The 26,521-nt window shown below is 61.2% G+C and carries 22 protein-coding genes; 11 read left to right on the top strand and 11 right to left on the bottom strand.

What is annotated here, in order from left to right:
* Window positions 1-27: 27 nt before the first annotated feature.
* A complete protein-coding gene (locus tag ACQK2L_RS02090) occupies window positions 28-897 on the top strand; it encodes a phosphatidylinositol-specific phospholipase C/glycerophosphodiester phosphodiesterase family protein (protein WP_425395275.1) in 870 nt (289 codons plus the stop codon).
* A gap of 18 nt (window positions 898-915) precedes the next feature.
* Here the strand turns inward: ACQK2L_RS02090 and ACQK2L_RS02085 are convergent, their stop codons facing one another.
* The 3 genes from ACQK2L_RS02085 to ACQK2L_RS02075 all read right to left on the bottom strand — a co-directional run bounded on the left by ACQK2L_RS02085 (window position 916) and on the right by ACQK2L_RS02075 (window position 4,806).
* Window positions 916-1,863, bottom strand: coding sequence for a hypothetical protein (locus tag ACQK2L_RS02085; protein WP_425395274.1), 948 nt, complete (start codon window positions 1,861-1,863; stop codon window positions 916-918).
* Between the two features lie 207 nt (window positions 1,864-2,070).
* A complete protein-coding gene (locus ACQK2L_RS02080; protein ID WP_425395273.1) occupies window positions 2,071-3,750 on the bottom strand; it encodes a tetratricopeptide repeat protein in 1,680 nt (559 codons plus the stop codon).
* A gap of 234 nt (window positions 3,751-3,984) precedes the next feature.
* A complete protein-coding gene (locus ACQK2L_RS02075; RefSeq protein WP_425395272.1) occupies window positions 3,985-4,806 on the bottom strand; it encodes a class I SAM-dependent methyltransferase in 822 nt (273 codons plus the stop codon).
* 148 nt (window positions 4,807-4,954) lie between these two features.
* Here ACQK2L_RS02075 and gap point away from each other — a divergent pair, with 148 nt between their 5' ends.
* From gap to ACQK2L_RS02055, 4 genes are all read left to right on the top strand, one after another.
* Window positions 4,955-5,974, top strand: a complete 1,020-nt coding sequence (gene gap / locus ACQK2L_RS02070) for a type I glyceraldehyde-3-phosphate dehydrogenase (RefSeq protein WP_425395271.1) — start codon at window positions 4,955-4,957, stop codon at window positions 5,972-5,974.
* A gap of 208 nt (window positions 5,975-6,182) precedes the next feature.
* A complete protein-coding gene (locus ACQK2L_RS02065) occupies window positions 6,183-6,785 on the top strand; it encodes a sigma-70 family RNA polymerase sigma factor (protein ID WP_425395270.1) in 603 nt (200 codons plus the stop codon).
* The gene (locus ACQK2L_RS02060; RefSeq protein WP_425395269.1) at window positions 6,782-7,072 is read left to right on the top strand and encodes a zf-HC2 domain-containing protein; all 291 of its coding nucleotides are present in this window, start codon (window positions 6,782-6,784) and stop codon (window positions 7,070-7,072) included. The genes ACQK2L_RS02065 and ACQK2L_RS02060 overlap by 4 nt, the downstream gene beginning before the upstream one ends.
* Window positions 7,073-7,305: 233 nt before the next feature.
* A complete protein-coding gene (locus ACQK2L_RS02055) occupies window positions 7,306-8,121 on the top strand; it encodes a spondin domain-containing protein (protein WP_425395268.1) in 816 nt (271 codons plus the stop codon).
* Window positions 8,122-8,211: 90 nt separating this feature from the next.
* Here ACQK2L_RS02055 and ACQK2L_RS02050 read toward each other — a convergent pair whose 3' ends face one another.
* From ACQK2L_RS02050 to ACQK2L_RS02020, 7 genes are all read right to left on the bottom strand, one after another.
* Window positions 8,212-9,315 (bottom strand): hypothetical protein, encoded by a 1,104-nt coding sequence (locus ACQK2L_RS02050; RefSeq protein ID WP_425395267.1) that lies wholly within the window; start codon window positions 9,313-9,315, stop codon window positions 8,212-8,214.
* A gap of 299 nt (window positions 9,316-9,614) precedes the next feature.
* Entirely contained in the window at window positions 9,615-10,979 is a 1,365-nt protein-coding gene (locus ACQK2L_RS02045; RefSeq protein WP_425395266.1) for a DUF1015 domain-containing protein, read from the bottom strand.
* 65 nt (window positions 10,980-11,044) lie between these two features.
* Window positions 11,045-11,377, bottom strand: a complete 333-nt coding sequence (locus ACQK2L_RS02040) for a hypothetical protein (protein ID WP_425395265.1) — start codon at window positions 11,375-11,377, stop codon at window positions 11,045-11,047.
* A 321-nt stretch (window positions 11,378-11,698) separates the two neighbouring features.
* The gene (locus tag ACQK2L_RS02035; protein ID WP_425395264.1) at window positions 11,699-12,211 is read right to left on the bottom strand and encodes a hypothetical protein; all 513 of its coding nucleotides are present in this window, start codon (window positions 12,209-12,211) and stop codon (window positions 11,699-11,701) included.
* Window positions 12,212-12,453: 242 nt separating this feature from the next.
* A complete protein-coding gene (locus ACQK2L_RS02030) occupies window positions 12,454-13,764 on the bottom strand; it encodes an MBL fold metallo-hydrolase (protein ID WP_425395263.1) in 1,311 nt (436 codons plus the stop codon).
* 152 nt (window positions 13,765-13,916) lie between these two features.
* Window positions 13,917-15,278: an adenosylhomocysteinase gene (ahcY, locus tag ACQK2L_RS02025; RefSeq protein ID WP_425395262.1), complete on the bottom strand. Its 1,362-nt coding sequence runs from the start codon at window positions 15,276-15,278 to the stop codon at window positions 13,917-13,919.
* Between the two features lie 139 nt (window positions 15,279-15,417).
* Complete coding sequence (locus ACQK2L_RS02020) at window positions 15,418-16,095, bottom strand: phosphoribosylanthranilate isomerase (RefSeq protein WP_425395261.1); 678 nt, start codon at window positions 16,093-16,095, stop codon at window positions 15,418-15,420.
* Window positions 16,096-16,424: 329 nt separating this feature from the next.
* Between ACQK2L_RS02020 and ACQK2L_RS02015 the strand changes: the two genes are divergently transcribed.
* The 4 genes from ACQK2L_RS02015 (at window position 16,425) to ACQK2L_RS02000 (ending at window position 21,795) form a co-directional block, all read left to right on the top strand.
* Window positions 16,425-18,173 carry an ExeA family protein gene (locus ACQK2L_RS02015; RefSeq protein ID WP_425395260.1) on the top strand — a complete coding sequence of 583 codons (1,749 nt, stop codon included), beginning with the start codon at window positions 16,425-16,427 and terminating at the stop codon, window positions 18,171-18,173.
* Between the two features lie 89 nt (window positions 18,174-18,262).
* Window positions 18,263-19,201 (top strand): SDR family oxidoreductase, encoded by a 939-nt coding sequence (locus ACQK2L_RS02010; protein ID WP_425395259.1) that lies wholly within the window; start codon window positions 18,263-18,265, stop codon window positions 19,199-19,201.
* 231 nt (window positions 19,202-19,432) lie between these two features.
* Window positions 19,433-20,629 (top strand): 6-phosphofructokinase, encoded by a 1,197-nt coding sequence (locus tag ACQK2L_RS02005; RefSeq protein ID WP_425395258.1) that lies wholly within the window; start codon window positions 19,433-19,435, stop codon window positions 20,627-20,629.
* A 167-nt stretch (window positions 20,630-20,796) separates the two neighbouring features.
* Window positions 20,797-21,795 (top strand): DUF6807 family protein, encoded by a 999-nt coding sequence (locus ACQK2L_RS02000; RefSeq protein ID WP_425395257.1) that lies wholly within the window; start codon window positions 20,797-20,799, stop codon window positions 21,793-21,795.
* Window positions 21,796-21,934: 139 nt separating this feature from the next.
* On the opposite strand, the gene ACQK2L_RS01995 is transcribed toward ACQK2L_RS02000, so the two are convergent.
* Entirely contained in the window at window positions 21,935-23,548 is a 1,614-nt protein-coding gene (locus tag ACQK2L_RS01995; RefSeq protein WP_425395256.1) for a PEP-CTERM sorting domain-containing protein, read from the bottom strand.
* 483 nt (window positions 23,549-24,031) lie between these two features.
* On the opposite strand from ACQK2L_RS01995, the gene ACQK2L_RS01990 reads away from it, so the two are divergent.
* Complete coding sequence (locus ACQK2L_RS01990) at window positions 24,032-25,162, top strand: 6-phosphofructokinase (RefSeq protein WP_425395255.1); 1,131 nt, start codon at window positions 24,032-24,034, stop codon at window positions 25,160-25,162.
* 42 nt (window positions 25,163-25,204) lie between these two features.
* Entirely contained in the window at window positions 25,205-26,407 is a 1,203-nt protein-coding gene (locus tag ACQK2L_RS01985; RefSeq protein WP_425395254.1) for an aldo/keto reductase, read from the top strand.
* The last annotated feature ends 114 nt before the right edge of the window (window positions 26,408-26,521 follow it).

Below are 26,521 nucleotides of genomic sequence, written 5' to 3'. Positions count from 1 at the left end.
TACAATTTGCACTACGTTGGGTAGGGCATGCTTGTACTTTGGGGAGGTTCGGACGTGGTTGAGACCAAGCACGCTATGTGGCTGATCGTGGTGCTGCTCGCATCAGCAAGCTCGCTGGCGGCGGATGAGACGCGTAAGCCAACGCCACTTCGCCACGCGCACGCTCATAACGACTACTACCACCAGCGACCTTTGCTGGATGCGTTGGACCATGGCTTCAACAGCGTCGAGGCCGACATCTATCTGGTCGACGGCCAGTTGTTGGTAGGGCACGACCGGCACGAGCTGCGGCCCGAGCGCACGCTGCAGAACCTCTACCTCGAGCCGTTGGCCAAGCGAGTCAAACAGCAGGGCGGCTACGTGCACCAAGCCAAGGTCCCGTTCTACCTGTTCATCGACGTCAAAGAGCGCGCCAGCGCGACACGCGAAGTACTCGGCAAGCAACTGCTGGAGTACAAGTCGATGGTAGGCCGACGCACCGGCGAAGACGCACCGCCTGCGGTCACGATTGTCCTTTCTGGCGCGGAGCCGCGGCGCGGCATTATGATCGATGGCGTCCGGCTCGCCGGCGCCGATGGTCGGCTGTCGGAGCTGGAGTCCAACGCCTCGGCCGCGGCGATGCCGGTGGTCAGCGACCATTGGGGCAAGCACTTTGGCGAAGACGAGTTGACCTCCGCCCAGCTTCGGAGGCTCCGCGAAGTTACCGGGGAGGCTCACGAATCGGGACGTATCGTTCGCTTCTGGGCCACGCCCGACTCCGAACGCTTGTGGGGCACTCTGCTCGACAACGGGGTCGATCTGATCAATACCGACGACTTGGAGCGACTATCCAAGTATCTGCAAAACCGCGCAAGCGAATCCCAATCAGGCTCGGACGACAAGTCGAAGCCGGATTGAGTCTCTAGGTGCGCTGTATTACTTCGCCGCCCGACTGCGACGGTGTCGCCATGCCAGCGCCAAGCACGAAACGATCGTCAGGCTCATAGCGGTGCCTGGCTCGGGGATCTGATTCACGACAACGTTGTCGACGATGCCGAAGGTCAGATCGGGACGCGAGGTAACCGACGAGAAGAAGTCGGCATAGACGACGCCGATGTTACCGTCGGACGTGTAGGGTCGTGCGCCGTACGCGTTGATGGTTGTGATGTGGAGACGATCTCCACCGGGTTTCTCAATGAACACAGCAGACCTTCCATGTGCAGTGTTCACCTCGAACGTGATCCACTGAAAGCCGGGTGAGCCGGCCGTGCCTGCGGGGAACGCAGCTTGAGCTTGGCCGGCCGGCGGCGCCACGCCCGGCAGGAAGTCGGAATAGTGACTATCAAAGCCGTTGCGGCTGCCGGCAATCATTTCCGAGGGATCCAGGAAAGATCCGTCGCCGAAGGCCCGCCAGTCGCTGCCCGATCCGCCATCGTTGGTTGCAAGGATCTGCGCGCCGATGCCAATGTCGGCGGCGACGTTGTCGTATCCGATACCACCACCGAGGAATTCCGTGGTGCCGGCCGATCCTCCGTTGATCCGCTCGTTCGCGTCGTAATTCATCCACGCGTCGAACCGCAGTTGGTAGGAACCAGAGAAACTCTCACCGATGGGGTACAGCGTAAACACGTCCAACGCACCAGCGGTTATGTTGGCCTCAAGCTTCACGCCGGTCGTGGCAGTGTCTCCCCCCTGGCTGTTGGGTGCTTCGGGTATGTCGTCGGCGCTGTAGTTGTAGCCAAAAGTGGCCGCGGAATCGCCGCTGCTTGCGTTCACGCCCCAACCGGCGCCGCTGGTCATTTCGTCGCGAAAGAGCTCTTGGGCCGTGACGGTGGATTGGACAACACAGCCAGCAGCGAAAATCAGGAGTATCAGACGGTTCATTGCAACGTCTCCGGAGACTGAAGTGCTAAGGTAAGTCCGTGAGGTGAGATGCAAGAAGCATACGGACCGTGCACGCCGCGAAACCGGAATGCATAAACCCCTCCCACCAAAGTTCAAACTACAGACGACACCCGCGATGTGCAAGTATTCTGCGCGGAATTCTGGGTATTTATGCGTTCTATCGATTGATTCGCACAGCGTGGGGACCTATTCCGGCATACTACTTACCTCGTCAGCGACTTTCAGTCGACAGAAGCACGAACGATTAATGACCACGTCGGCTCGCTCGCAGGCTTTTTCAAATTCCGCGTTGTACTTGCGGGCTTCGTCGAGTTTGCCCTGTTTCATCAGCGACTCGGTCAGTCCCTGTAGCGCCCAGGGGTTTTTGGGATGCCGCTCGAGGTCTTCGCGGTACACCTCCTCGCACTCGGCGTAGCGGCCTTGCTCGGCGAGCAGTGCTCCTAGGGCGTGGCGGGCCGGTTGCATCCATCCCCATGGCTCGTCGTAGTTCAAGCCGTCGTCCAACTCCACCGCTGTGCGAAGGCGCTCGAAGGCCTCGTCGATATTCCCCTTACGATAAGCGACTTCGCCATCGACCATTGCTCGGGCGACTTTCAGGATGCTCAAAGAGTCGTTCTGAAAAAGGAAGCTGGTCTCGGGTACTTGCTTAACGGCCTCGATGAACTTCTCGCGCTCCGCTTCAGCCTCCGCCACCCGGTCGGTCGCTGCGTAGGCGATCGTGCGGGCGTATAAACGGATGGCTTTGGTCATCGGTAGGTACTCGGCCGGCTCGGGCTCGTTGAGAATCTCCTCCCACTGACCGAACCGCACCATCACATGCAGTGCGGTGGGCATGAACGCGTCGAGGAAGTCGACCTGCGCCTTGAGCAGGTCCTCGGGCACTTCGCGGTTGATGGCCCGCGCTGCATCGAGGGCCACCTTGCTCTGCCCGTCGAACATCGCGCCGTACACGACGAAGTGATAGTTGTGAATGCGATACAGCGTGTAGAAGTTCATCGCTCCTTCGCGATCGAGAAACTCCTTATCGACTTCGATGGCCGCCAGGTTGGTTTTGATTAGCCGGTCGTACTCACCGAGCAGCACGTCGATGTGCGTCGGCATGTGCGTCAGGTGGCCGCTGCCCGGCACGGCGCCGCGGAGTCGGTCGGCCGCGGGAAGGGCTTTTTCTGGCGTGGGCGAGGCCTCGATCACGTGGATGTACATGTGGCACAGTCCGGGATGATCGGGGTGTGTCTCGAACGCCCGCTCGATCACTTTGATGATCTCTTCGGTATGCTCGCCTGGCGTGCCCTCGGGCGTCCAGTGCTTCCATGGCTGCAGGTTCATCAACGACTCGGCATACATCTCAGCCACGTTGGGATTGTCGCCGTACTTCTTATACACCTCTCCCATCGAGTCGGCGTACGCTTGGTTGTAGGGGCCACGCTCTTCAAAGTCCTCGGGAATGTCCGGCCCCGAGCGCTTGGCAATCGCGCGAATGATGGCTGCCTCCGGCGGCCCCGCGTGCTCGATTCGCTCCAGCGCCTGTTCGATGCAGGCGTGCGCCTGGAGCATCTGCTCGCGGGTGATTTCCATGTTGTTGAAATTTGGCCCCAGCGCGTACGCCTTGCCGGCGTAGGCGATCGCCAAATCGGGATCGGCCGCAATCGCTTTGTCGAAGCACCGCACGGCCTCTTCGTGATTGAAGCCGAAGCACATCGCTAGTCCACGATCGAACCACGGTTGTGCTTCTTCCGATTCGGTTGAAACCTGTTGGTGGATGTTGCCAATGTTGTAGTAGTCGTCGACCAATGTGTGGTCCCGCTGAGCGAGGGCCAGCGCGGGCAGACACCAGACGAGCGTGAGTAACCAGAGTTGCTTGCACATAATCTTTAACTTGGAAAGGTGAGTTGAGATGCTGTTAGTGTTGTGTTGCGGATTGGATTGGTGGAGGAGAATTGAGCCGCGGTCGTTTTTTAACAGGAGACAACAGAGGGAGCAGAGGGTAGAAAAACGAACTACTCTGTTCTCTCTGTTGTCTCCTGTTCAAAACTGCTTCCATTGGTGTGCGATGTGCCACCGACGACTTCGACCTTACCCCGAATTCGCCTGTTCATCAACTTACGCGCTTGCCGGTTTCTGCCCCACGACGATCCAGCCGTTGGCCCGCAGCGACGGAAATAGCCACGGACGCTGGAGTGCATGGCGGCGGGCGACTTCCAGCGGTACCCAGCGATGGATTTTGAATCCCACTTCGGTGAACAGCCGACGCAGCTCGCGGGGGCGGAACACGTGCAGGTACATATCGGTCACACCGCGGTAGGCGAAGAACTTGTCGCCCACTTCGACACGGCGGCCGAAAGTCCCTTCCAACAGATTTCGCGCCAGCCAACGCGGTCCCCCAGGGTCGTACAAGTTGAACCAGAAGTTGTGAACGTGCACCACCAGCTTGCCGCCGGGCTTGAGCATCCGCAGCGTGTTGACCATCACTCGCTCACGGTTTACGTGCCCCTGAATCATGCCGAGCGTACTGAACATGCACATCGCGTAGTCGACCGAGGCGGTGGGCACCACGTTGTCGTTGAGTTCCACCAGGTTGGCTTTGACGCAGCGGATGTCGAGCTCTTCCTCGGCGGCCTTATCTTCCACAATTTTTAACATTGGCTCCGACAGGTCGATGGCCAGCCCGCGATGCCCGTTTTTCACCAGGGGCACCAGGGCTCGCGCGGTGCCGCACCCCAGGTCGGCTACCAGGCCGGGTGGCTGGAACTCTTCTGCCAGGAGCGCCTCGTCGAACTCGAACAAGGAATTGAAGGCGAAGTAGTCGTCGTAGTCCGTAGCGATGCTATCGCGCTGGGTGTATTCCCAGGTGCCGTGCGAAACGCCAGGGGGGAGCTGCCAATGGGGGATCTGCATTACGACAAGATACTCCGAATTACCCATGACGGAAGCCGCAGGGTGCGATTGCGGCCCCTTTTGACCACTTAGGCCGAGCACTATAATTCTGGTTCGGCCTTAGAACGAAACAATTAACAGGCGAACCCTGCCACGGCCGTCTACCGTGGCGCCTCATTTTGTAGGAGAACAACTTATGGCTATCAAAGTCGCAATCAACGGTTTTGGCCGGATCGGTCGTCTGACCTTCCGCGGCCTGGTAGAGCGCAGCGACGAGTTCGAAGTGGTCGCGATTAACGACCTGACGGACAACCAGATGCTCGCCACCTTGCTGAAGTACGACAGCACTCACCGCCGTTTCCCCGGCACGGTGGACTACGACGACGAGAACCTGATCGTCAACGGAAAGAAGATAAAGGCCACCGCTATCCGCAATCCGGCCGAGGCGCCGTGGGGCGACTTGGGCGTGGACGTTGTGGTCGAGTCGACCGGCGTGTTTGCCGCCCGTTCGACCGCCGACAAGCCGGGCTACGATACCCACCTGAAGGCCGGCGCCAAGAAGGTGGTGCTGAGCCAGCCCGCGAAGGACGGTGCCGACCTGACCTGCGTGATGGGCGTGAACGACGATCAGCTCACGTCGGATCACAAGTGCATTTCGAATGCCAGTTGCACAACCAACTGCTTGGCGCCCGTGGCCAAGGTGCTGCACGAATCGTTCGGCATCAAGGAAGGCCTGATGTGCACGATCCACGCCTACACGAACGACCAGAACGTGCAGGACCTGCCGCACAAGGATCCCTACCGTGCTCGCGCGGCCGCGATGAACATCATCCCCACCAGCACTGGCGCGGCCAAGGCGGTTGGTTTGGTGATTCCCGACCTGAACGGCAAGCTCACTGGTTACGCCATGCGGGTGCCGGTAGTGACCGGTTCGGTGGTCGACCTGACCGTGAACCTGGAGAAGGCCGCTAAGCCTGCGGACGTGAACGCCGCGATGAAGGCTGCCGCCGAAGGCCCGCTAAAGGGCATCCTGTGCTACACCGAGGACCCGATTGTCTCGACCGACATCATCGGTGATCCGCACAGCTCGATCTTCGCTGGTCCTTGGACTACCGCGATCAGCGACAACATGATCAAGGTTGTCAGCTGGTACGACAACGAGTGGGGCTACAGCTGCCGCACCGTCGACCTGATCGACAAGCTGGCCAAGATGTAAGCAGCTTGCTCCGCTGAGCGCCAGGAAACTCCACGGGACGCTCCCACTTCGGTGAGAGCGTCCCGTTTTTTCTTGCGCGCCCCTCTCGCGGCTGGTGTAGAATGGGAGTCGGCGTCGGCTTTTGCCAAATCTCTTCGCTTTGACTGTAATCGTGAGCCGCGAGGAACGACTAATCGTAGACGTACCTGTTCCAACGCGGAGACCAAGCGTGGACGAACCCACGACAGCAAATAACATGCGGGCGACCGAGTCGCCTGATGCGTGGGTCGAGCGGTACGGCGACATGCTGTTTCGAGTGGCGATCTCCCGCATCGCCGATCGCTCCGCAGCCGAGGACGTGGTGCAGGAAGCCTTTCTGGCGGCTTGGAAGAGTCGAGACAACTTCGACGGCCGCAGCGCCCGAGGCACGTGGCTGGTGGCCATCCTGCATCGCAAGATCGCCGACCACTTTCGCCGCGCTGGTCGCTTACGTGAAACGCCGACTGGCGGCGATAGCGATGCAGCGTCGTCCGATATGTTTGACGAGCACGGGATATGGCGACGCGCGGTGAGCGAGATCGCCATCGATCCGAATAGCCCAGCGGAACGTAGCGAGTTCTGGACTTCGCTCCAGCATTGCATCCAAGGGTTGCCAGCAACCATGTCGGTGGCTTTCCAGATGCGAGAGGTGGAAGCGGAGCCCATCGAAGAGACCTGCCAGCGGTTGGGCATCACGCGACAAAACCTGGCAGTGCGGTTGCATCGGGCGCGGTTGTTGTTGCGAGAGTGTTTGCAAGGAAAGTGGCTCGGTAGTCGCGAGTCAAATCCATGAAATTTCCCGATCTGAAACTCATCTTGAAGTGCCAGTGCCAGCAAGCCTCGCTGCTTGCTTCGGAGGCGCTCGACCGCGATCTCACGTTCAGTGAACGGTGGGCCGTGCGTATGCACTTCCTCGTCTGCAAGCCATGCCGACGCGTTGCCCGGCAGCTTCGCCAGTTGCAGCAGGCAGCCAGGCAGATGCCCGACGAAGTCCGGCGTGCGCTGGGCAAGTCGTGCGAGGGCCTCTCGCCCAGCGCGAAGTCGCAAATCATCGAGTCGATGCGTCGTAGCGATAGCTGATTCGCACTTTTTCTGGCTATTTCTCCAGCCGCTTGTAATCGCCGCTTTCCTTGCGCGACTAACGGGACAGGCAGCAGGTGTTGCTGCCGATGGCCCCGGAATCCTCAGAGAAAGCAAGTGACCCGAACAGCTTGAGTTGCGCACCAGCGACCCGTTGGTCGGCTGGGCGTTGGTAGATCGCATCCGGTCTTCCTTTTGTATCACCTGTGTATTAGTAACCATGGAGTTTCTCAATGTCCCGATTTCTCCCTCTCATCGCCGCCGCACTGTTGCTGGCGATGGCCCCTGTTGCCGAGGCGGTGTCCTTGCGTATCACCGTCGAAAACTTGGCGCCAGAGAACAGTGTTTCCCTGGCTCCATTGCGGTTTGGCGTCGGCAATGGCACGTTCGACGCGTTCAACAACAACGAAGTAGCTTTCTTGCTCGGAGAGGCTGATATCGCCAGCGCGCCCATCGTATCGGTTGCCGAAGGCGGTTCGGGTTCGACCTGGTTCCCGGCTTTTGTAGCAGCAGAACCCGACGCAAACCTCGGAAGCGTCTTGCCACCCCCGGGCGGTCCGTTCCTTCCAGGCGGAGTGTCGTCGACGGTCGTCGAAGTCGACCCCACCAATCAGTACTTCACCTTCGCCACGATGGTCGTGCCCAGTAACGATCACTTCCTGGGCAACGCCAATCCCACCGCATTCCAGATCTTTGACAACGCCGGCAACTTGATCCTCGACCAGATCGAAGAGGACGCTTCACGCATTTGGGACGCGGGGTCGGAACAAGAAATCCCTGAGAACGCAGCCTTCCTCGCCATCGGAACCAACGCTAACCGAGTCGACGAGGGAGATCCCGTTCAGTTCAACTTCAGCGATCTGTCCGCTTTCAACGGCCTCGAAACCGCGGCGGGCTACAACTTCGATAGCTCGCTGCTGGCGTCCGATACGCCCGTACTGCGGGTTAGCTTCGCTGTCGTCCCCGAACCGGCCAGCTTCGCAATCGCTGGCGTTGGTGCACTCGGCTTGCTACTACTGCGCCGCCGAGTCGCTAAGAAAATGAGTTGAGTAAAAGAATCACTTCGTCTTCTATCCCTCTCCCACTTGCGGGGAGAGGCTAGGAGAGGGGGCATGAAAAACTGCCGAAGTGATTCTCGCCTACCGAAACGGACTCCATCCCGGGGCTCGTCGGGCAACATCGGACGTACCACTGCCCCGCCCATCCTTGGCCTCCGCTCGCGCGATCGCGGGCGGGGGCAAGCGGGTGGCGGCTTGCCACGTGGATGGCGACTTCTTCTTCGGCTGGGCTGCTGGCGTACTCAAGTCGTCGGCCGCTTGCCAGCCGCTGGTAACCAGTGCGGTGGGATCGGTACTGCTCTCGCCGCCGCTCACCGGCACGCCCAGCATGGCGATTTCTTCGGCCAGCGTGATGGTGGTCGAGCACAGTATCTTGCGGTCGCCCTCGGTGGGGATCAGTCGCACCCACAGTTCCAAGTGCCGCCCTCGCGGCGCGGAGCTCGGCACCGCCAGCGGCAAGTCGAGCACTCGGCGCGAAACATCGCGCCACGCGGCTTCCACTTCCTCCGGCGTGTAATCCCAGCGGGCGAGCTCCCAGTTCTCTTCGCCTGCCACGGGGTCGATCAACATCAGCGACACCTCGCCGGCGAAGTAGCCGTTCGCGCCGGTGCCGGTCAGCGGTTCGACAATGGCCATCAGCCCGATGCCGTTCTCGCCACTGGTGGCCGATGGTTCGATCGGCATTTGCTCGGCGTAGATCGCGCACGACTCAGCAGGCGTGCTCGGTCGAGGCGGCGGGGCGAACACCGTGGCCGACGCCAGTTGCGTCTGGCCTTCGCCGGCGCGCATTGATAGGTCGCCGCTCGCTTCGGGCGGTCCCTCCGGCTCGCCAGCATCGGGTACGCCGAAATCGACGTTGGGCAGCTCCTCAGCGTCTGGAGGTCCATCCAGCAAGCTTCGCTCTACGTCCTCGACGTCGTCCTCCAGCAGTTCGGCCTCCAACGTCTCGCCGCTCTCGAGTTTCTCGCGAAGCTGGGCGTTCTCCATTCGCTGGCAGCGGAGCAACTGTTGGTACTCCGACATGTTGCTTTGCAGCTCGTAAATCCGGTCCTCGTGCAGCCGCAGCTCGCGAATGTACGCATCCCGCTGCGACGCATCGTTGCGACAGCCGGCCGAGAGCACCAACAACAGCATCACCAGGATGCTGGCCGCGGGGCGCGCAAATTGGGCGAACGAGACTTTCATGCGGCGGTGAATACTGCAAATCGCCAGTGGGGGTCAAGGTTGGTCCGGAATGTCGCAGTTCCGCGAATATCGACTACCTGCGACAGAACCCCTTCGATCTAGAGGTGCGACAAAACGCGTAACCCTATTTGTGTAAGAAGGTTACGTCAATCGCCACGTCCGTTTTGCCGCGAGTTGTTGCGCGTGGTTCATCGCAGGTGCGACAAAACTCCAGCACCTGGCAGCCCGAAACACCCGCTGCTAGCGCCGTCGGCTCATATTTCTCGCTGGCAAGCGCTGCTGGAATACCGGCCACCGGCTCATTCCAGGGGGTTGATCACCAGACCGCTGAGCACCTTGGGGTAGAAATACGTGCTCTTGGCGGGCATACGCTCGCCGTTGGAGCTGATTTGGCGGATGTGCTCCACGGTGGCTGGCATCACCAGGCAGCCGATTTCGAAGCGGCCGCCGCTACCCTGCTGGCCGGTGAGGTCGCGCCCCGCCGAGTCGCCTTCCTTTAAGCCGGTGGGCACCTCCTCCAGCGCGCGGACGTACTTCGGCGCCGGCAGGTTGGGCGCGTCGAGCAGCGTGTCCATCACCAGGCGGTGCAGGATGCTCACCCCAAGCCCGCGCCAGTCGTCGGAGCGATCGCTGGCCACCTCGGCCAATTTCGCCTCGCCGGTCTTGGTCAGTCGGGCGAGGGTCCAGGCGTCGTCCTCGGCGGTGTAGAACGCCATGGTGCCCTGCTCGTCTTCCAGTTCGATTTCCTCCCACAAGCTGATGGCGCGATCAGGTCCGTTGCCAGCAGCTTCGGTTTCGAAACAATCTCCCAGCTTCTCGGTCAGGTCGGCGGCGGTCATCGCCGGCAGGCCGCGGAACAGTCGATGCGTCGGCAACACCTGCATGCCGGGATCCGACATCGATACGCACATCATTAGCACAAAATTCGCTGGATGATCGTCGGGCAGGTCTTCGCCGTGCTGCTCGCGCCAAGTGGCCGCTACCTCGTCGCGATAGTTGCACGCGGTCTCGTAGCGATGGTGACCGTCGGCGATGTAGATGGGAAGCTGTGCCATGGCCGCTTCGAGCATGGTGATCGTCTCGATGTCGGTGACGGGCCACAGCTGGTTCACCACGCCCAGGTGGTCCGTTGCTTCCAGCGGCGCATGACCTGCCACCGCGCCTTCGAGGATCACTTGCGCCTGATTGAAGTTGTCGGGGTACAGCCCGAAAATCTGGCTGAGGTTCGCGCGGCACGCCTTCCACAGTTTCAGGCGGTCGGCCTTGGCGCCGCCGTGGGTCTCTTCGTGGGGGTAGATGTTGCCCTCGCCGAACCGCTCGAGCCGGCAGCGGCACATGAAGCCCCGCCGCGTGTACTCCTGCCCATTCGCGGTGTAGTGCTGGTGGTAGACGTAGATCGCCGGGTCCGACTCGGTGACCAAGGCTCCGTCGCGATGCCAATCCTTGAGCAGTCGGGCGGCGCGGGTATAGCGATTTTGATGATCGTCGTCGCCTGGCTCGTCGCGGTTCAGAATCAACCGCACTACGTTGTGCTCGTTGGCGTCGTACAGTTGCTGCTGAAGTTCGGGGTCGATCACATCGTACGGCGGGGCCACGACGTTGGAAAGCGAACCGACCTGGCCGAGGTTAAATCGCAGGCCGCGAAAGGCACTGATCTGGGGCATCTTGCTCGAGGGGGGTAGAGTGTAGGCTGATCTGGGAAATCGGGCCTACGATGATACCAAATTCCCTATCGCCCTATCAGCCCCGCGAGCGCCGAGAACAGGCCGATGACGGCGATTATCGCTGGCCAGTAAAACAGATAGCCTGTGGTAATCACCAACACCACCGCTATTCCGCCAGCGATGACGAACGTGGCCAGGCCGCCCCCAACCTTGGCCCAATCAGCGCCCCAGCTGAATCCCGCCGACTGCTTTTGTTTCTTCTTTTTCTTCTTCGGCGGGGCTGTCGAAACGTGTGGGGCCGGCGACGGAGTCGGAGCGGTCGGACCAAGCATGCTCGCGCCAGTGTTCCCGGCGGGCAGAGGTTCGTTGAGCGCGTCGTCCCAAAACGAATCGCTCACCTTGGCCGGCTCGCCAACCTTGGGGGCGTCGGCTTAGGACGAGGCGCCCGCGCGGACTTGGCTTGCGCACTGGTCGCCGCGGCTGCCATCGCCGGCTTCTTCCCAAGGCGAAACTTCTTGCCGCACTTGCACGTGGCTACACGGCCGAGCGTTTGCTCGGGCACGTTGTAGATTCTCTAGCACTCCGGACACGCCCACTTCGCCATGGGGTCCCCTCAACACGAAGTCCGAACTAACGGCTCCAGTATAATCGTGATCCACCTCGAATTGGGAAGCGAGTAATCAAACTTCCAGTTGGCCTTGGCAGCCTAACCCACGGGTTCAAGCTGCCTCGGGCATGGGGGCGCGGCCTGTTATTACTTGCGCCAGGCCAAATAGCAGCAGCACGATGCCTGTGAGCACCAAGCTAGAAGAAATGTAAAAGACCCACGAAATCGAAAGAGGCACTACCGCCAGCAGCACCAGCCCTATCGCTGCGGTAACGACAGCAAAGGCGAGCAGCTTAAGTCCGATCACCCGCTGCACTGTGGCTCCAGGTCCAAAGCTGACCCCGCGCTTGGCGATTACAACTCCAAACGCGAAGAAGGGAAAAAAGATGGCAATACTGTATAGTATTGGCCCACCCAGGGTTTCCGGATCCATAGTCGCAGCAAGCCATACATAGGCCAATCCGCTAACAACAAAGGGAATCACAAGGGCGAGAACACGGACCGCGATGTCTACCTTTCTCTGCCAGCGCTCTGAACCCCCGCGTCGACTCAATTTGCGTCGAGTACTCGCTGGCGCCTTGGGCACGACATGCGGAACTTCTTCGGTCTCGGCAGGTTGAGTCACCTGAGGCACGCTTGGCGATCTGGTCTTGGACTTAGCAGGCGATTCTTGGCCCAGACGGAACTTCTTGCCGCACTTGCATGTAGCCATCCGCCCAAGCGCTTGCTCGGGAACGTCATACGCCTTGTTGCATTGTGGACAACTAACTTTCGGCATTCACACTCCCCCCTCGATACAACCTTCAGATTTCGACTCCAGTATAGTCGTGGGTCGCACGCAATGCGGAGCGTTGCTGAATTCCGTTTCTACTCCGCGGGCCAGCCTTCGAGCTCGAACTTCTTTTCCACGTTCGACGTGTGCTCGCCGAAATGGCGGTCCATTTGCATCAACAGCCGACGGAGCGTCCAGCGGCTGCCGGGCGCGGGTTTATCGAGGTCGACCCCGTCCAGCAAATACGCGAAGCGGCGCACATAGGCGTTCGCCCGCTCCATTTGGCGAGCTTCCTCCGCGCCGTCCCAATCGGGGTGAGCCGCTTTGTAGTCGGCCGGCATCTGGGCCGGGTTCAGATTGATGTGCGCGAACGAGTCGGGATCGATCGCCGCGTAGATTTGTGAGAAGAATCCGAGCTGCCGGCCCATCATGTGCTCGGTGTTCCAGCGGGGAGTGTGCGTGCCGTTGGGCGGCTGCCAACTCATCTGATTGGCCGAAAGCGGCGCGAACACCTTTTGCGACGCCTTGCACGCGGCGTCCATTTTTTCGATGAGTTCACTCAACTCGCCAGTGGGTTGCCACGGCTTGTAATCGAGCACCACCAGCTGGTGCTTCTCTTCCGCATCGTCCGCCTGCGCGGTGACCGCCAGGGTGTTGTGCGACACTTTGTCGAGCTCCCACCCAGCCGGCATGTGCTCGACGAATTTATCCACCGGCTCGAGCGGAATCTTCAGCTTGTCGGTCTTGTAGTGAATTGGAACGACAATGCGGGGATTCACTTGCTTGATGATGTCCCAGGCGGAATTGCCATCGATCGTGTACACACCGCCGACAGGGAGGAGCATCACGTCGATCTTGCCGAGCGTCTGGACCTGCTCGTCGGTGAGCTTCGATTGGCCCAGGTCGCCACAGTGCAGGATGCTGACCCCGTCGACTTCGATCAGAAACATGGCCACCGCGCCGCGCTTGGCTCCCTGAGCGTCATCGTGCCAGGCGGAGATGCTGCGGACGAAGACCGAGTGTTCAGTTTGTTTGGCGGAGTCTGCCTTGGTGTTGCCCCAAATTTCGGTACCGTCCGAGTTTGCGAAACGGTCGAGGTAGATGTTGATCTCGCGGACCTTCCCCGTTCCATCCAGGCCACGCCGAACCGCAGGCTCCGCCTGGATAGCCTCGACGTTGTTGTGATCCCCATGCTCGTGGGTCACCAGCACCAGGTCGGCGGTCAGTTCCGGCACCTCGTACCCAATCTTGTCGTTGTACGGATCGATCACCACGGTGAGGTTCCAGTACGTCTCGATGGAGACCATCCCCTGCCCCCACCAACGGATGGCGACGGGCGGATGCTCCTGTGCGAATGTTGTCGCGGTGAGCACTAGGCCTAGAACCAAGCTGGCGAGGTAACGCATGGATTTGCTCCGTAGAATGGGCGCGGCAATGGAGCGCTTGATTGTACGGGATTTACCTCACGCGGTGCGCATAAAAAAACCGCCGGCCAAACGGCCGGCGGTTGTGAGTTGCTCGATGGGGTACGGCCGAGGTGGCCATACTACTTCATCGCTTAGTAGCGGTAGTGCTCGGGCTTGTACGGGCCTTCGACCGGAATGCCCAGGTAATCGGCTTGCTCCTGGGTGAGCTTCGTGAGCTTCACGCCGATCTTCTCGAGGTGCAGGCGGGCGACCTCTTCGTCCAATTTCTTGGGCAGACGGTAGACCTTGTTTTCGTACTCGCCACTGTTCTTCCACAGCTCCATTTGAGCGAGTGTCTGGTTGGTGAACGAGTTGCTCATCACGAAGCTGGGGTGGCCCGTGGCACAGCCAAGGTTCACCAACCGGCCCTTGGCCAGTGTGATGATCGAGCGGCCGCTGTCCTTGAAGGTGTAGCGATCAACCGCGCCTTCCTTCTCGGTCTTGATCACCTCGCTGGTGGCCTTGCCGGCCTTCACCTGGCTTTCGAGCCAGGCGATGTCGATCTCGGTATCGAAGTGGCCGATGTTACAGAGGATGGCGTCCTCCTTCATCTTCACCATGTGCTCGCCGAGGATGATGTCCTTATTACCAGTGGTGGTAACAAACAAGTTGCCTTCGGTGCAGGCGTCTTCCATGGTGGTGACTTCGAAACCTTCCATCGCTGCCTGCAGGGCGTTGATGGGGTCGATCTCCGTCACGATCACGCGGCAGCCGTACGACTTGAGGCTGTGGGCACAGCCCTTGCCCACGTCGCCGTAGCCGCACACCACGGCAACCTTACCAGCCAGCATCACGTCGGTGGCGCGCTTGACGCCATCGGCCAGCGACTCGCGACAGCCATACAGGTTGTCGAACTTGCTCTTGGTGGCCGAGTCGTTCACGTTGATCGCCGGCACAGCCAGGCGGCCCTGCTTCAGGAGCACTTCGAGACGATGGATGCCCGCGGTGGTCTCTTCGGACAGGCCTTTGATGTCGCCGAGCAGTTCGGGGAACTTGTCGTGCACCATGGCGGTGAGGTCGCCACCGTCGTCGAGGATCATGTTCAGCGGCTTGCCCGAGGGGAACGCGAACAAGGTCTGCTCGATGCACCAATCGAACTCCTCGTTGGTCTCGCCCTTCCAGGCGAACACGGGGATGCCGGCCTTGGCGATGGCCACGGCCGCGTGGTCCTGGGTGCTGTAGATGTTGCAACTGCTCCAGGTGACCTCGGCGCCGAGCTCGACCAGCGTCTCGATCAACACAGCGGTCTGGATGGTCATGTGCAGGCAGCCGGCGATACGGGCGCCCGTAAGTGGCTTTTCCTTGCCGTACTTCTCGCGCAGCGACATCAGGCCCGGCATCTCGTTCTCGGCCAAGCGAATTTCCTGGCGGCCGAAGGCGGCCAGACGCTCAAACTCTTCCGGCGTACAATCCAGGACCTTGTAGGGCAGCTTCTCGGTTTCGACTTGGGACACGACAGCGAATCTCCTAGGATGATTGAATAACCCACATGGGGGGTGAAACTCAATTCGGTTCAGACTCGTAAGTGTAGTTTGCCAGCCCGCTAGTCGGCAAGCGGCACGCACCGCTGAAACGAGACTTTTCACAAGCACACTAGAGCGAGTCGAACGCCGTTTTGGCGGCCGCCACGAAGTCGCGGACCTTCTTGGCATCTTTGACGCCTGGAGCGCTTTCAACGCCGCTCGCGACGTCGACGCCCGCCGGGCGGACGATGCGGATGGCCTCAGCCACGTTGTCGGGCGTGAGCCCGCCGGCCAGGATCAGCGGCACGTCGCCGAGCCACTTGGGATGATCGGCCAGCCCGGCCCAACTAACCGTCTCGCCGGTGCCGCCGTAACGCCCGGGGGTGAACGCATCCACCAACATCGCATCGGGAACCCGCCCAGCAGAGCGGCAGGCTTCGATGTCCTCGGCAATCGCGGCCACTCCACGATCGTCCATCCGCCGGGCACGGATAATAGGTAGGCCGGGAAGTTCCGTGAGGAACTCGGGCGGTTCGTCGCCATGGAGTTGGATAGCCTCGATTTTGGCGAGGTCCATGCGTTCGCAAATCTCGGCGACCGTTGAATTGACGAATAGTCCCACAGTAACGAAGGGGCGATATATGGAACGATGCAATTGAAATAGCTGGACAGACGACGCCTTCAGGTAACGCGGACTCATGGGATAAAAGTTCACCCCAATGGCATCCGCTCCCGACGCAAACGCAGTCTGCGCATCTTCAGCTCGCGTGATCCCGCAAATCTTGATGCGAAAGGGCGATGCTGTCATCGATAGCAAACCAGTCGATAGCCGGACCGCCACGCGGTCCGTGAAACAACGAAGTAGCACATACTTATTCGCGGACCGCGTGGCGGTCCGGCTATATGAGCCTTCATTGTACCACGCAGAGCCGTTTTCGACTCGGAGAGTCGGGCTGCAGTTCTCCATTTCGACTCGGAGAGTCGAGCTACACTGCTAGCGACCGCAATCGCTACACTCGTCCGAGTTTAACCTTTTAGCAGGACTGGAGTTACCCACGCGTCGTGGTCGATGGAAACGACGAGGTACGCCACGGAGGATGTGCCTCGACTACCACCGCGATTGTCCAAGGACGTGTCATGCTCACCATCGCCGAACTCGCCCGCGCCACCGAGCGCGTGTTCCCGACCCACGCCCGGGTGGAACGCTATTACCCGGCAGGAGCAACGCAGCAGGCTCGCGATATCCTGGGCCGTTGCCTCGATCGCGGCGAAGGTCCCGCGCTGCTGATCGGCTCGCCCGGCACCGGCAAGTCGATGCTGCTGAACGTCCTGGCCGACGACCTGGGCCAGAGCCGCCCGGTGGTGTTTCTCACCAGCGCCCAGCTCTGCACCCGGCGGGCGTTGCTGCAGTCCATTCTGTTCGAGCTTGGTCAACCGTATCGACAGCGGGACGAAGGCGACCTGCGGCTTGCACTGATGGACTACTTGAAGAACGGCGACGTCACCACCACAGGCGTGCTGCTGTTGGTGGACGAAGCCCAGTCGCTGCCGATTAAGCTGCTCGAAGAGCTGCGCATCCTGGGCAACGTCGCGCATCGCGGAGTGCCGATCGTGCGATTGCTGCTTGCCGGCTCCGCGCCGCTCGAAGAGACGTTTAGCGAGCCGGCAGTCGAGGCGTTCAACCAGCGGATCGCCGCGCGGTGTTATCTCTCTCCTCTCAATCATCACGACACCGCGCAGTACGTGCGTGGACACCTGGCCGCGGCGGGCGCGAATCCGGACGAGGTGTTCACAGCCGACGCGCTCGATGCGGTGTACCACGCCACCGATGGCATTGCGCGGTTGGTGAACCAGGTTTGCGATCGGGCGTTGGTGCTCGCGGCCGCGCACAACCAAACGCAGGTTGGCAAAGACCTGGTAGAAGGAGCGTGGGCCGATCTGCAGCAACTGCCAACGCCCTGGAACCTGCCCGAAGTGCCGGAGACGACCGCCACCGAAGCGGAGAACGACTCGGAGATCGTGGAGTTCGGCCCACTGTCGGAGGATCACGCGGAAGAATCGGACGGCGAGTTCGTCGAAGCGACGTTCGAGCCGCCTTCCCCCGCCCGGCTGCACGAACCGGAGGAAGAGGCCGAACTGGAACTCGAACTGCAGGACGAGCTGGAGCTGGAGTTAGAGCAGGAGGAAGTCGCCGAACAGCCGCAAGAGGAACTCGCAGAGCAGCCGATCGAGCAGCCGCTGGTCGATGAAGTCCCCGTCGAAGTAGCAGACGAAGCCCCTGTCGAAATGGCGACGACGATCATCGAGGCCACACCCACTGCTGTTCGGCTGGAGGCCAACGACAACCCGCCTGCCTCGACGATGGACGACTTGTTCGGCGGGGATGAGTTCGAAGAGGAAGTGGTGATCGACGAGTTCAAGAGCTTCGAACAAACCATCCCGCCCAGCCGCCCGCGGGTCACAAGCGCCTGCGAAGCCGAGCTGAGCCAGATGCTGCACGACGTGATGCAGGCCAGCGGTGTGCATGAAGAGCGAGCGGAAGCCGCGCCGGCTGCCAGCGAGGATGTCGTGGCCGTCGAAGAAACCGCCACGGCGCTTCCAACTTTCGGCATCGTGGACGTCGACTCGCACGAGTACCACGAAGCGGACGACATCGCCCCCGATGGCACGGAGCTCGACGACGAGACCGACCAGGTGCTGGCCGAGATCAACGCGATTGCCGACGAAGCGCAAGAGGTGGCCGAAGCCGACGCCCAGATAAAGTCGTGGCACGGCGACGATCTGGAGATCTTGGTGATCGAAGACGAGATGTCGAGCCCGGTCGACACCGCGGCCGCACACCGCGCCGACTATCGTCAGTTGTTCAAGACGCTTCGCGAAGAATAACGCGTTTGGCGTCCGTTGTGTAAGCCGTTGGGGTGGGGTAGGCTTGCGAGTTCCTTCCGACTACTTGCCTCTACCGATCGCTTCACAACATGACCACCTATCTGGTAACCGGCGGCGCAGGGTTTATTGGTTCGCACATCGCCACCGCGCTGGTGGAGCGTGGCGACAAGGTGCGGGTGGTCGACGATCTATCGAGCGGGTTTGAAAAGAACCTCGAACATCTACGCGGCGACATCGAGTTTGTTCAAGGCAACGCGGCCGATCCCGCGCTGATGTTGCAACTCGTCGAAGGCGTGGAAGTGGTGTACCACGAGGCGGCGCTCGCTTCGGTGCCAGCCAGTGTTCGCGACCCGATGGCGTCGCACCAGGAGTGCGCGACCTCCACGGTGAACGTACTCTCGTGTGCCCAGCGCGCCGGCGTGCGTCGCGTGGTGCTGGCCGCCTCGAGCGCGGCGTACGGCGATCGACCCAAGCCCGTGAAGCAGGAGACCGACCCGCTGGACCCGCTGTCGCCTTACGCGGCGGCGAAAATTGCCAGCGAGTACTACTGCCAGTCGTTCACCAAGAGCATGGGCCTGGAGACCGTGTGCCTGCGGTACTTCAACGTGTACGGTCCGCGGCAAGATCCGGCCAGCGAATACTCGGCGGTGATACCGATCTTCGTGAGCAAGATGCTTGCGGGTGAGCGCCCCACGATCTTCGGCGACGGTCAACAGTCGCGCGACTTTGTGTTTGTGTCCGACGTGGTGGCCGCCAATCTACTGGCGGCCGACTCCGAGAAGGCGGTTGGCGAGTCGATCAACATCGCCTGCGGCCGCCAGTCGACGCTGCTTGACCTGGTAGCGGCCATCAACTCGGCGCTCGGCACCAACGTGGAGCCCGAGTTCGCCCCGCCAAGAGCCGGCGACGTCCGCAACAGCATGGCCGACATCTCCAAAGCGCGCGAGTGCCTCGGCTACGAACCGCAAGTCGACCTGGCCGAAGGGTTGAAGCGTTCGATTGAGTATTACCGCTCGATCGTTGGCTGATGGTAGCTCGACTCTCCGAGTCGATTTGTTACGGGTCGACTCGGAGAGTCGAGCTACATTAGGCGGCCATAGTACGGTTCTACCGCGTAAGTCAATTGTGCGGACTGTAACTCCCCGTCTTCGGCCCCTGCGCGGATTTCCGAGGAATTCTCTCAAGTCGCAAGACCTATATTTCTGGGAGGCCGCCGGGGGAGGTGGCCCGAATTGCACCTCGAATTGGGATCTTGAGACATGTCGAAGCGGATTGGGATACTTACCAGCGGTGGCGACTGCCCTGGTTTGAACGCGGTGATTCGGGGGGCGGTAAAGTCCTGCGTTCAACTGGGCTATGACTGCTTCGGCTTCCTGAAGGGATACGAAGGGCTGTACGCGCCCGTGCAATACGTGCCGCTGACCGGCGAGAGCACCAAGGGCATTTTGAACCAGGGCGGAACCATCCTGGGCTCCACCAACAAGGGCCGCTTTGCCGCCATTCAGGGCGTGAACGATCGCGTCGAGATTTCGCAGCACCTGATCGACGGGGTGAAAGAGACAGTCCGGCATCTGGACCTCGACGGACTCATCTGCGTGGGCGGTGACGGGTCGCTGGCCATCGCGCAGCAGTTCCACGAGAACGGCATTCCCGTCGTCGGCGTGCCCAAGACCATCGACAACGATCTGACCGCCACCGCGTTCACGTTTGGCTTCGATAGCGCGATTGAGTGCGCCACCGACGCGCTCGACCGATTGCACACCACGGCCGCCAGTCACGAACGGATCATGGTGCTCGAGGTGATGGGTCGCCACGCGGGCTGGATTGCCTTGCACTCCGGCATTGCAGGCGGCGGCGACGTGATCCTGATTCCGGAGATTCCCTGGAACTACGAGGATGTGTGCCACAAGATCCTGCACCGCGAGAGCCAGGGCAAGAAGTTCACGCTGGTCGTCGTGGCCGAAGGAGCTCACTTGCCGGATGGCGAGATGGTAGGCGAAGAGCAGGAAGGCCAGCAACTGAAGCTGGGCGGCATCGGCAAGCAAATCACCCAGGAGATCGAGAAGCGATTGCACCGCGAAGCGCGGCTGTGCGTACTCGGTCACCTGCAGCGCGGCGGCGCTCCGACCACCTTCGACCGGGTGTTGGCCACGCAGTTTGGCGCCCACGCGGTGCGGCTGGTGGTGGAAGGCCGCTTCGGCGAGATGATCTGCTCGCGTCCGCCTGAGATGACCAGCGTGCCCATCGCCGAGGCAGTGAGCAAGATTCGCCAGGTCGATCCGATGGGCCCCGCGGTGCAAGCCGCCAGGGCGCTCGGCATCAGCTTTGGCGATCGCCCTGCCGACGAGGTGTCGCACGGCGTGTTCGACCTCAAGCTCGAGCACGTTCCCGACCTGCACGACACCGAGGGACTGCTGGAGAGCACCGAATCGGCCGTCGAAGCGGCGATGGCGTAAACCGTCGCTAGCAGCCCCCCATTCCGACCGTAGTTCAAGGCCCAAACGCGGCCTCGAATCCTGTGTTCTTGCATGCCGGTATCCGGTTTTCTTGAGCGTTGGCGGTCTGCCGTGGGAAGTTGTTGCAAGACGTTGTCACGGGGCATAGGCCTAGCTAAGCTGGGGACATGAAAACTCTCCCCAACTTCCGATCGTTTGCACTGGCGGCTCTGTCCACCGTGCTAGTTGCTCCCATCTCCCAAGCCGATGAGGCTGCGGCCTATTCGTGGAATAACAACGAGGCCGAGCACTACGCCGAGTTGAGCCACAACGGTTCGCCGCTAGTGCGATACATGTACACGCCGCTCGACGAGTCGTCGGACGAGAAGCGAGCGGAGACCTACAAGCCGTACCTGCACGTGTACAGCCCCGACGGATCGCAGATCATTACCAAGGGGCCGGGCGGGCTCTATCCGCATCACCGCGGCATCTACTTCGGCTTCAACAAGATCACCTACGGCGATGGCAAGAAGTGCGACACTTGGCACTGCACGCAAGGTGCCTATGAGCAGCACCAAGATTTCGACTCAATGGAGGCCGACGGCGACAAAGGCTCGTTCGTCTCGGAAATCACCTGGCATGGCCGAGGTGGAGAGCACTTCGCCAACGAGCACCGCAAGCAGACCATCTCCCAAAAGGACGGGATGACGCAGATCGACTTCGAGTCGAAGCTCGAGTGTGCCAATGGCATCGACAAGATCAACCTGGACGGCGACCCCCAGCACGCAGGCGTGCAGTTCCGTGCCTCGCAGAAGGTGGCCGACGATACCAGCGGGCAAACGTACTACGTACGCACCGATGGCAAAGGCAAGCCGGGCGAGACCCGCAACTGGAACCACCGCCAGAAGGACGACCCCATGAACGGCGAAACCACGAATCGCCCGTGGCTCGCCATGTCGATGGTCATCGACGGCTCGCGTTACACCGTGCTGTACCTCGACCATCCCGACAACCCCAAGCCGGCCCGCTACAGCGAACGCCCCTACGGGCGGTTCGGTTCGTACTTCGTGACCGACGTCACGCCCGACAAGCCGCTGGAAGTGGAGTATCGCTACTTCATCAAGCCGGGCGAAATGACCGTCGAAGAGTGCCAGAAGTTGGCCGACGAGTTCGTCGGCGGGCGCTAGGTCGCCGTCGCCATTCCGATGGCATTTTTAGCCACGGATAGACACGGATGAAACACGGATTCTGACTAGGGTCCGGCGTCTCCTATTGATTCGCGATCTAACCCGGCGTAAACGCCGGGCCTAGAGCGGCGTTTCGGGTCTATCGCCTCCTGCGATAGCCGGCGCCGCCCAGTAGCACCGCGCCCAGGGTGACCAGCCACACCGAACTTGGCTCGGGGATTTGTAACGCGTCGAATGTGCCCACTGATGCGCCTGCGGCGATCAATGCCTCGCGCATCAGGTACGCGTCTTCCAGGTCGGTGATGCCATTGAAGTTCATGTCGCCGTGCAGGTACTTGTCGACGCTCGACATGTTGGTGGTATCGGTCCGCCACCCGGCGATGAACAGGTTGAGGTCGGTTTCGTTGACCAACGTGTCCTGGTTCAAGTCGCCGTCGATCCCGTTGAGCGGACTGACCGCTTCAAATGCTAGTTCGATCCAACTGCCGATGGAATCAACCCCGGTATCAACGGCCGAGATGTTCCACCAACTGCCAGCCAGCAGCGTCGGGTCCGGGGGATTGAACGCAAGGAAGTCGTAGTCGGGATTCGACTGCCCGATCGAACCGGAGTCGACGATGAAGGTCGACATTCCGAGCGTGGTGTCCTCGATAGAACGCCCGACTTCCAGCAATCGTTCCGTGTGGCTGGTCTGCGGATCGAGGTCCATGAGAATCACGTCGTCACCGCTGCCACCATCGGTGCCATCGGCATGCAGGTAGAAGTAGGCCCCGTCGGCACCCGATCGGTACTCGATATCGATCCGCTGACTGTCGGACGAGAAGGTGTTATTCGACACATTGTACTTCTGGCCAAGGCGAGTGTAGGTCAGGCCGTAGTCGACGGATGGATCGTACCCGTCCGCCACCCCGTAGTCGCCGCCGCCGTTGGTGACCGCTTGCAGTTCGTCGTGGGCGTAGATGCGATAGGTTCCGGCTTGGTCGACGGTTTCGACCTGCGAACTGGGGATCCAGCCCAGTTCGACCTTTCCGCGAATGTGGAAGTCGCCCTGGCTGCTGCTGCTTCCCATCGTGTCGAAGGGGTTCCCGTACTCATCGTTGGCCACGCCAAACGGAACCGCATCGAAGGGCGACGATCCGTTGGGGTAATCCAGGTACTCGCCTTGCACTCGGTCGAATGTGTACGCGTGGAAGTCGGAGTTGTTGCGCGTGACCAACGCCGTGGCGTGGCCCAAGCCCACCTGGTGACCAATCTCGTGATTGATCAGCCCCTGACTGGTCGACTGCAAATAAATCCTGTCGCCAGCAGAAAGCCCACCCCACCCCTGATCGGGCCATGGCGAGGAACTGGTGACGTCGAAGGCGGTCATGTAGTAGTCGTCCATATCAATGCCGTAGGTCGCCTCGGCGTAGTTCTCGACCAGCGTATTGAACGGGCCGCGGTTGCTGCTGCTGCCTGGTCGCGTGCCGTCGGCATTGAAAGGGATCGCGATGTCTAGAATCTGATCGTAGTAGATGTCGAACTTGCCGCCGGAGTTCTCGGCGAAGAAGTCGCGCGTGCCGGCCTCGCGAGAGCGAACGGAGTTCACTTTGCTGGTCCACGCCGATGGCGAGATGGGGATGTTCTCGTCGTGCACCACCAAGTACACCGCCCGCTTCAAGCCATTGGACCGATGGCTACCCGAGCGGCTGTGCTGCGGGATGCTGGGGTTGGGAAAGACGTCCGCCCAGGCGCACTGGGTGACGATCGACACAAGACACGCCGCTGCAGTTACGCAGCAGCACCGCCTGAAACATTGTTTCATTGATCCACCTGTTTCTCTGTTCGAGTGCTCGACAACACGCGGCGACCCGCTGCCCCTTTGCGGGTTCTCCGTCCTTCGATCCAACGACCCTAGGCCCGTTGCGGGTTGTAGCGTAAGTTCCGTAGGCCTCATGATAGAGCAGCGACGGGCTACGCGAGTCCGTTTTCTCGCACCGTTCGACCGCTTTTACGCAATTTGCCGGGTGGCGTAGGGGGCGACCCCGCCGAATTGGGGTGGCGCCGGGGCGGTTCCACCCCCTGGACGAATCAGTAACATAGAGTTGAAAGTCCCAAAAAATCGGCGGTGGAAAGCTAGTGCTTTGACCGCTTCGTTTCTAGGGATTGGCGACGACGCTAAGCCTGTCCGCGGGTACAGGTGAGACTGTCGCCAACCCCAAAGTCCTCATGAATGTGACAAAGCACTAGGAACTCTATGGCAAGCGATCAGTGTATTGGCGTACTCACCAGCGGGGGCGACTGCCCTGGGCTGAATGCTGCGATTCGCGGGCTTGGCAAGGCCGCCCTCGATCGATACGACATGTCGATGATCGGCTTTCGTGACGGGTTCCGCGGCTTGGTGCAGGACCGCACACTGCGAATCACCGGCGAGAAGCTGTCGGGCATTCTGACCGACGGCGGCACCATCCTGGGCACCAGCCGCGACAAGCCCCATAAGATGCCACTGGGCGACCGCACCGAGGACATGACGCCGGCCATCGTCGAGACCTATCACCGCCACGGCCTGGAAGCGGTGGTGTGCATCGGCGGCGGCGGAACTCAGAAGAACGCCATGCGGCTCATGGAGGCAGGCCTGAACGTCGTGACGCTGCCCAAGACCATCGACAACGACATCGCCAAGACCGACGTGTCGTTCGGTTTCGACACGGCGCTGCAGATCGCCACCGAAGCGATCGACCGCCTGCACAGCACGGCCACCAGCCACCATCGTGTGATCGTGGTCGAACTGATGGGCCACCGCGCAGGTTGGCTGGCGCTCGGGGCCGGCATTGCCGGCGGCGCCGACGCGATTCTCATCCCCGAGATTCCCTACAGCGCCGACATCGTAGCCGACGCCATCAAGCGTCGCGCCAAGCGCGGACACCGTTTCAGCATCGTGGCCGTGGCCGAAGGCGCTGTGACCGTCGAGCAACAACAGCAGATCGACGATCTGGTGCAGCAGAAGAAGGACGCCCAGGACAAGGATGAAAAGAAGGTCGCCTCCGATGCGCTGAAGAAGTTCCACGAAGAGCACGTCGACCACACGCTGCGACTCACCGGGCAGCTCGAACAATCCACCGGCATGGAATCTCGGCTCACCATTCTGGGCCACCTACAGCGCGGCGGAACTCCCTCGGCCGCCGACCGCCTGCTCGCCACGCGCCTCGGCTCGGCGTGCGCCGAAGTGCTGGCCAAACGCCAGTACGCGGTGATGGTAGCCGCCCGCGGCGACGCCACGGAGATCGTACCGCTTCCCGAAGTCGCCGGCCAGAAGAAGCTGGTCCCGCCCGACCACCCTTGGATCCAAGCCGCCCGACTGGTGGGCACCTGCATGGGCGACGAATAGCACGCGCTGCGATCCTCGACGGAATGGGGTATCCTAGCCAGCATGATCTATCGAACCTTCGGCCGCACCGGCCTCCAGATGCCTGTGTTCAGTTGCGGCGGCATGCGCTACCAGCAGTCGTGGACGGACATGCCGCTGGCGGACGTGGAGCGCGAGAATCAGCGCAATCTGGAAGCCACCATTCGCCGCGCGGTGGAGCTGGGCATCAACCATATCGAGACCGCGCGTGGTTATGGCTCCAGCGAGCGGCAGTTGGGCGTGGTGCTGCCGACGTTTGAGCGCGAGCAACTGATCGTGCAGACGAAGATCGCCCCGGAAGCCGATCCGGCGGTGTTCGAAAAGCACTTTGCCGAGTCGCTCGAGCGGCTCAACCTCGAGTACGTCGACCTGCTGGCCATCCACGGCATCAACAACCACGAACTACTGTGGCAGTCGGTGCGGCCCGGCGGTTGTTTGGCGAGCGCCCGACGACTGCAGGCCGAAGGCAAGGCGCGGCACATCGGCTTCTCGACGCACGCGTCGACCGACACGATCCTCGAGACGCTCCAGCATCGCGGCGATGGCGGCTTCGACTACGTCAATCTGCACTGGTACTACATCAACCAGATCAACTGGCCCGCGGTCGAGTTGGCGAATCAGCTCGACATGGGCGTGTTCATCATCTCGCCGAATGACAAAGGCGGCATGCTCTACCGCCCCAGCGAGAAACTCGCCCAACTCTGCGAGCCGCTGCACCCGATCGTGTTCAACAGCCTGTTCTGTTTGTCCCGCCCCGAAGTGCACACGCTGAGCCTTGGCGCGTCGAAGCCCAGCGATTTCGACTTGCAGATGTCGAGCCTGGAGCTGTTGCCTCAGGCGGGTGACGCGATTGCGCCGATCGTCGCGCGGCTCGATTCTGCCATGGTCGACGCGGTGGGCGCGGACGTCGCCCGGCGCTTCGCCGAGGGCCTGCCCGACTGGGAGTCGTCGCCCGGTTATATGAATATGCAAACGATGCTGTGGCTTCGCAACCTGGCCTTGGCGTACGACCTGACCGAGTACGGCCAGATGCGGTACAACCTGCTGGGCAACGGCGGTCATTGGTTCGAGGGCCTCAGTGCGGCGAACCTCGACCGCATCTCCGACGAGCAGTTCGACAAGGCGGTAGAGTCCTCGCCGTTCGCCAAGCAAATTCGCAGCTGGCTGTCCGAAACGCACGCATTGCTCGGCGGGGCGGAACTGAAACGCCTTAGCCAGAGCGAATAGCCCATCGCATTGCGAATCCGCGGGTCCTGAATGCGGGTTCGCGGTTTGACACGCGAGCCCCGGTTCGCGAAACTTTGGTTCTACCTCGAACACACTTCTCTCGGGCTGGAGACC

It is taken from the genome of Aeoliella sp. (assembly GCF_965227375.1).
Classification (GTDB): Bacteria; Planctomycetota; Planctomycetia; order Pirellulales; family Lacipirellulaceae; genus Aeoliella.
Note: the sequence above shows the minus strand (reverse complement) of the source record. Positions and strands in the feature narration are given on the sequence as shown.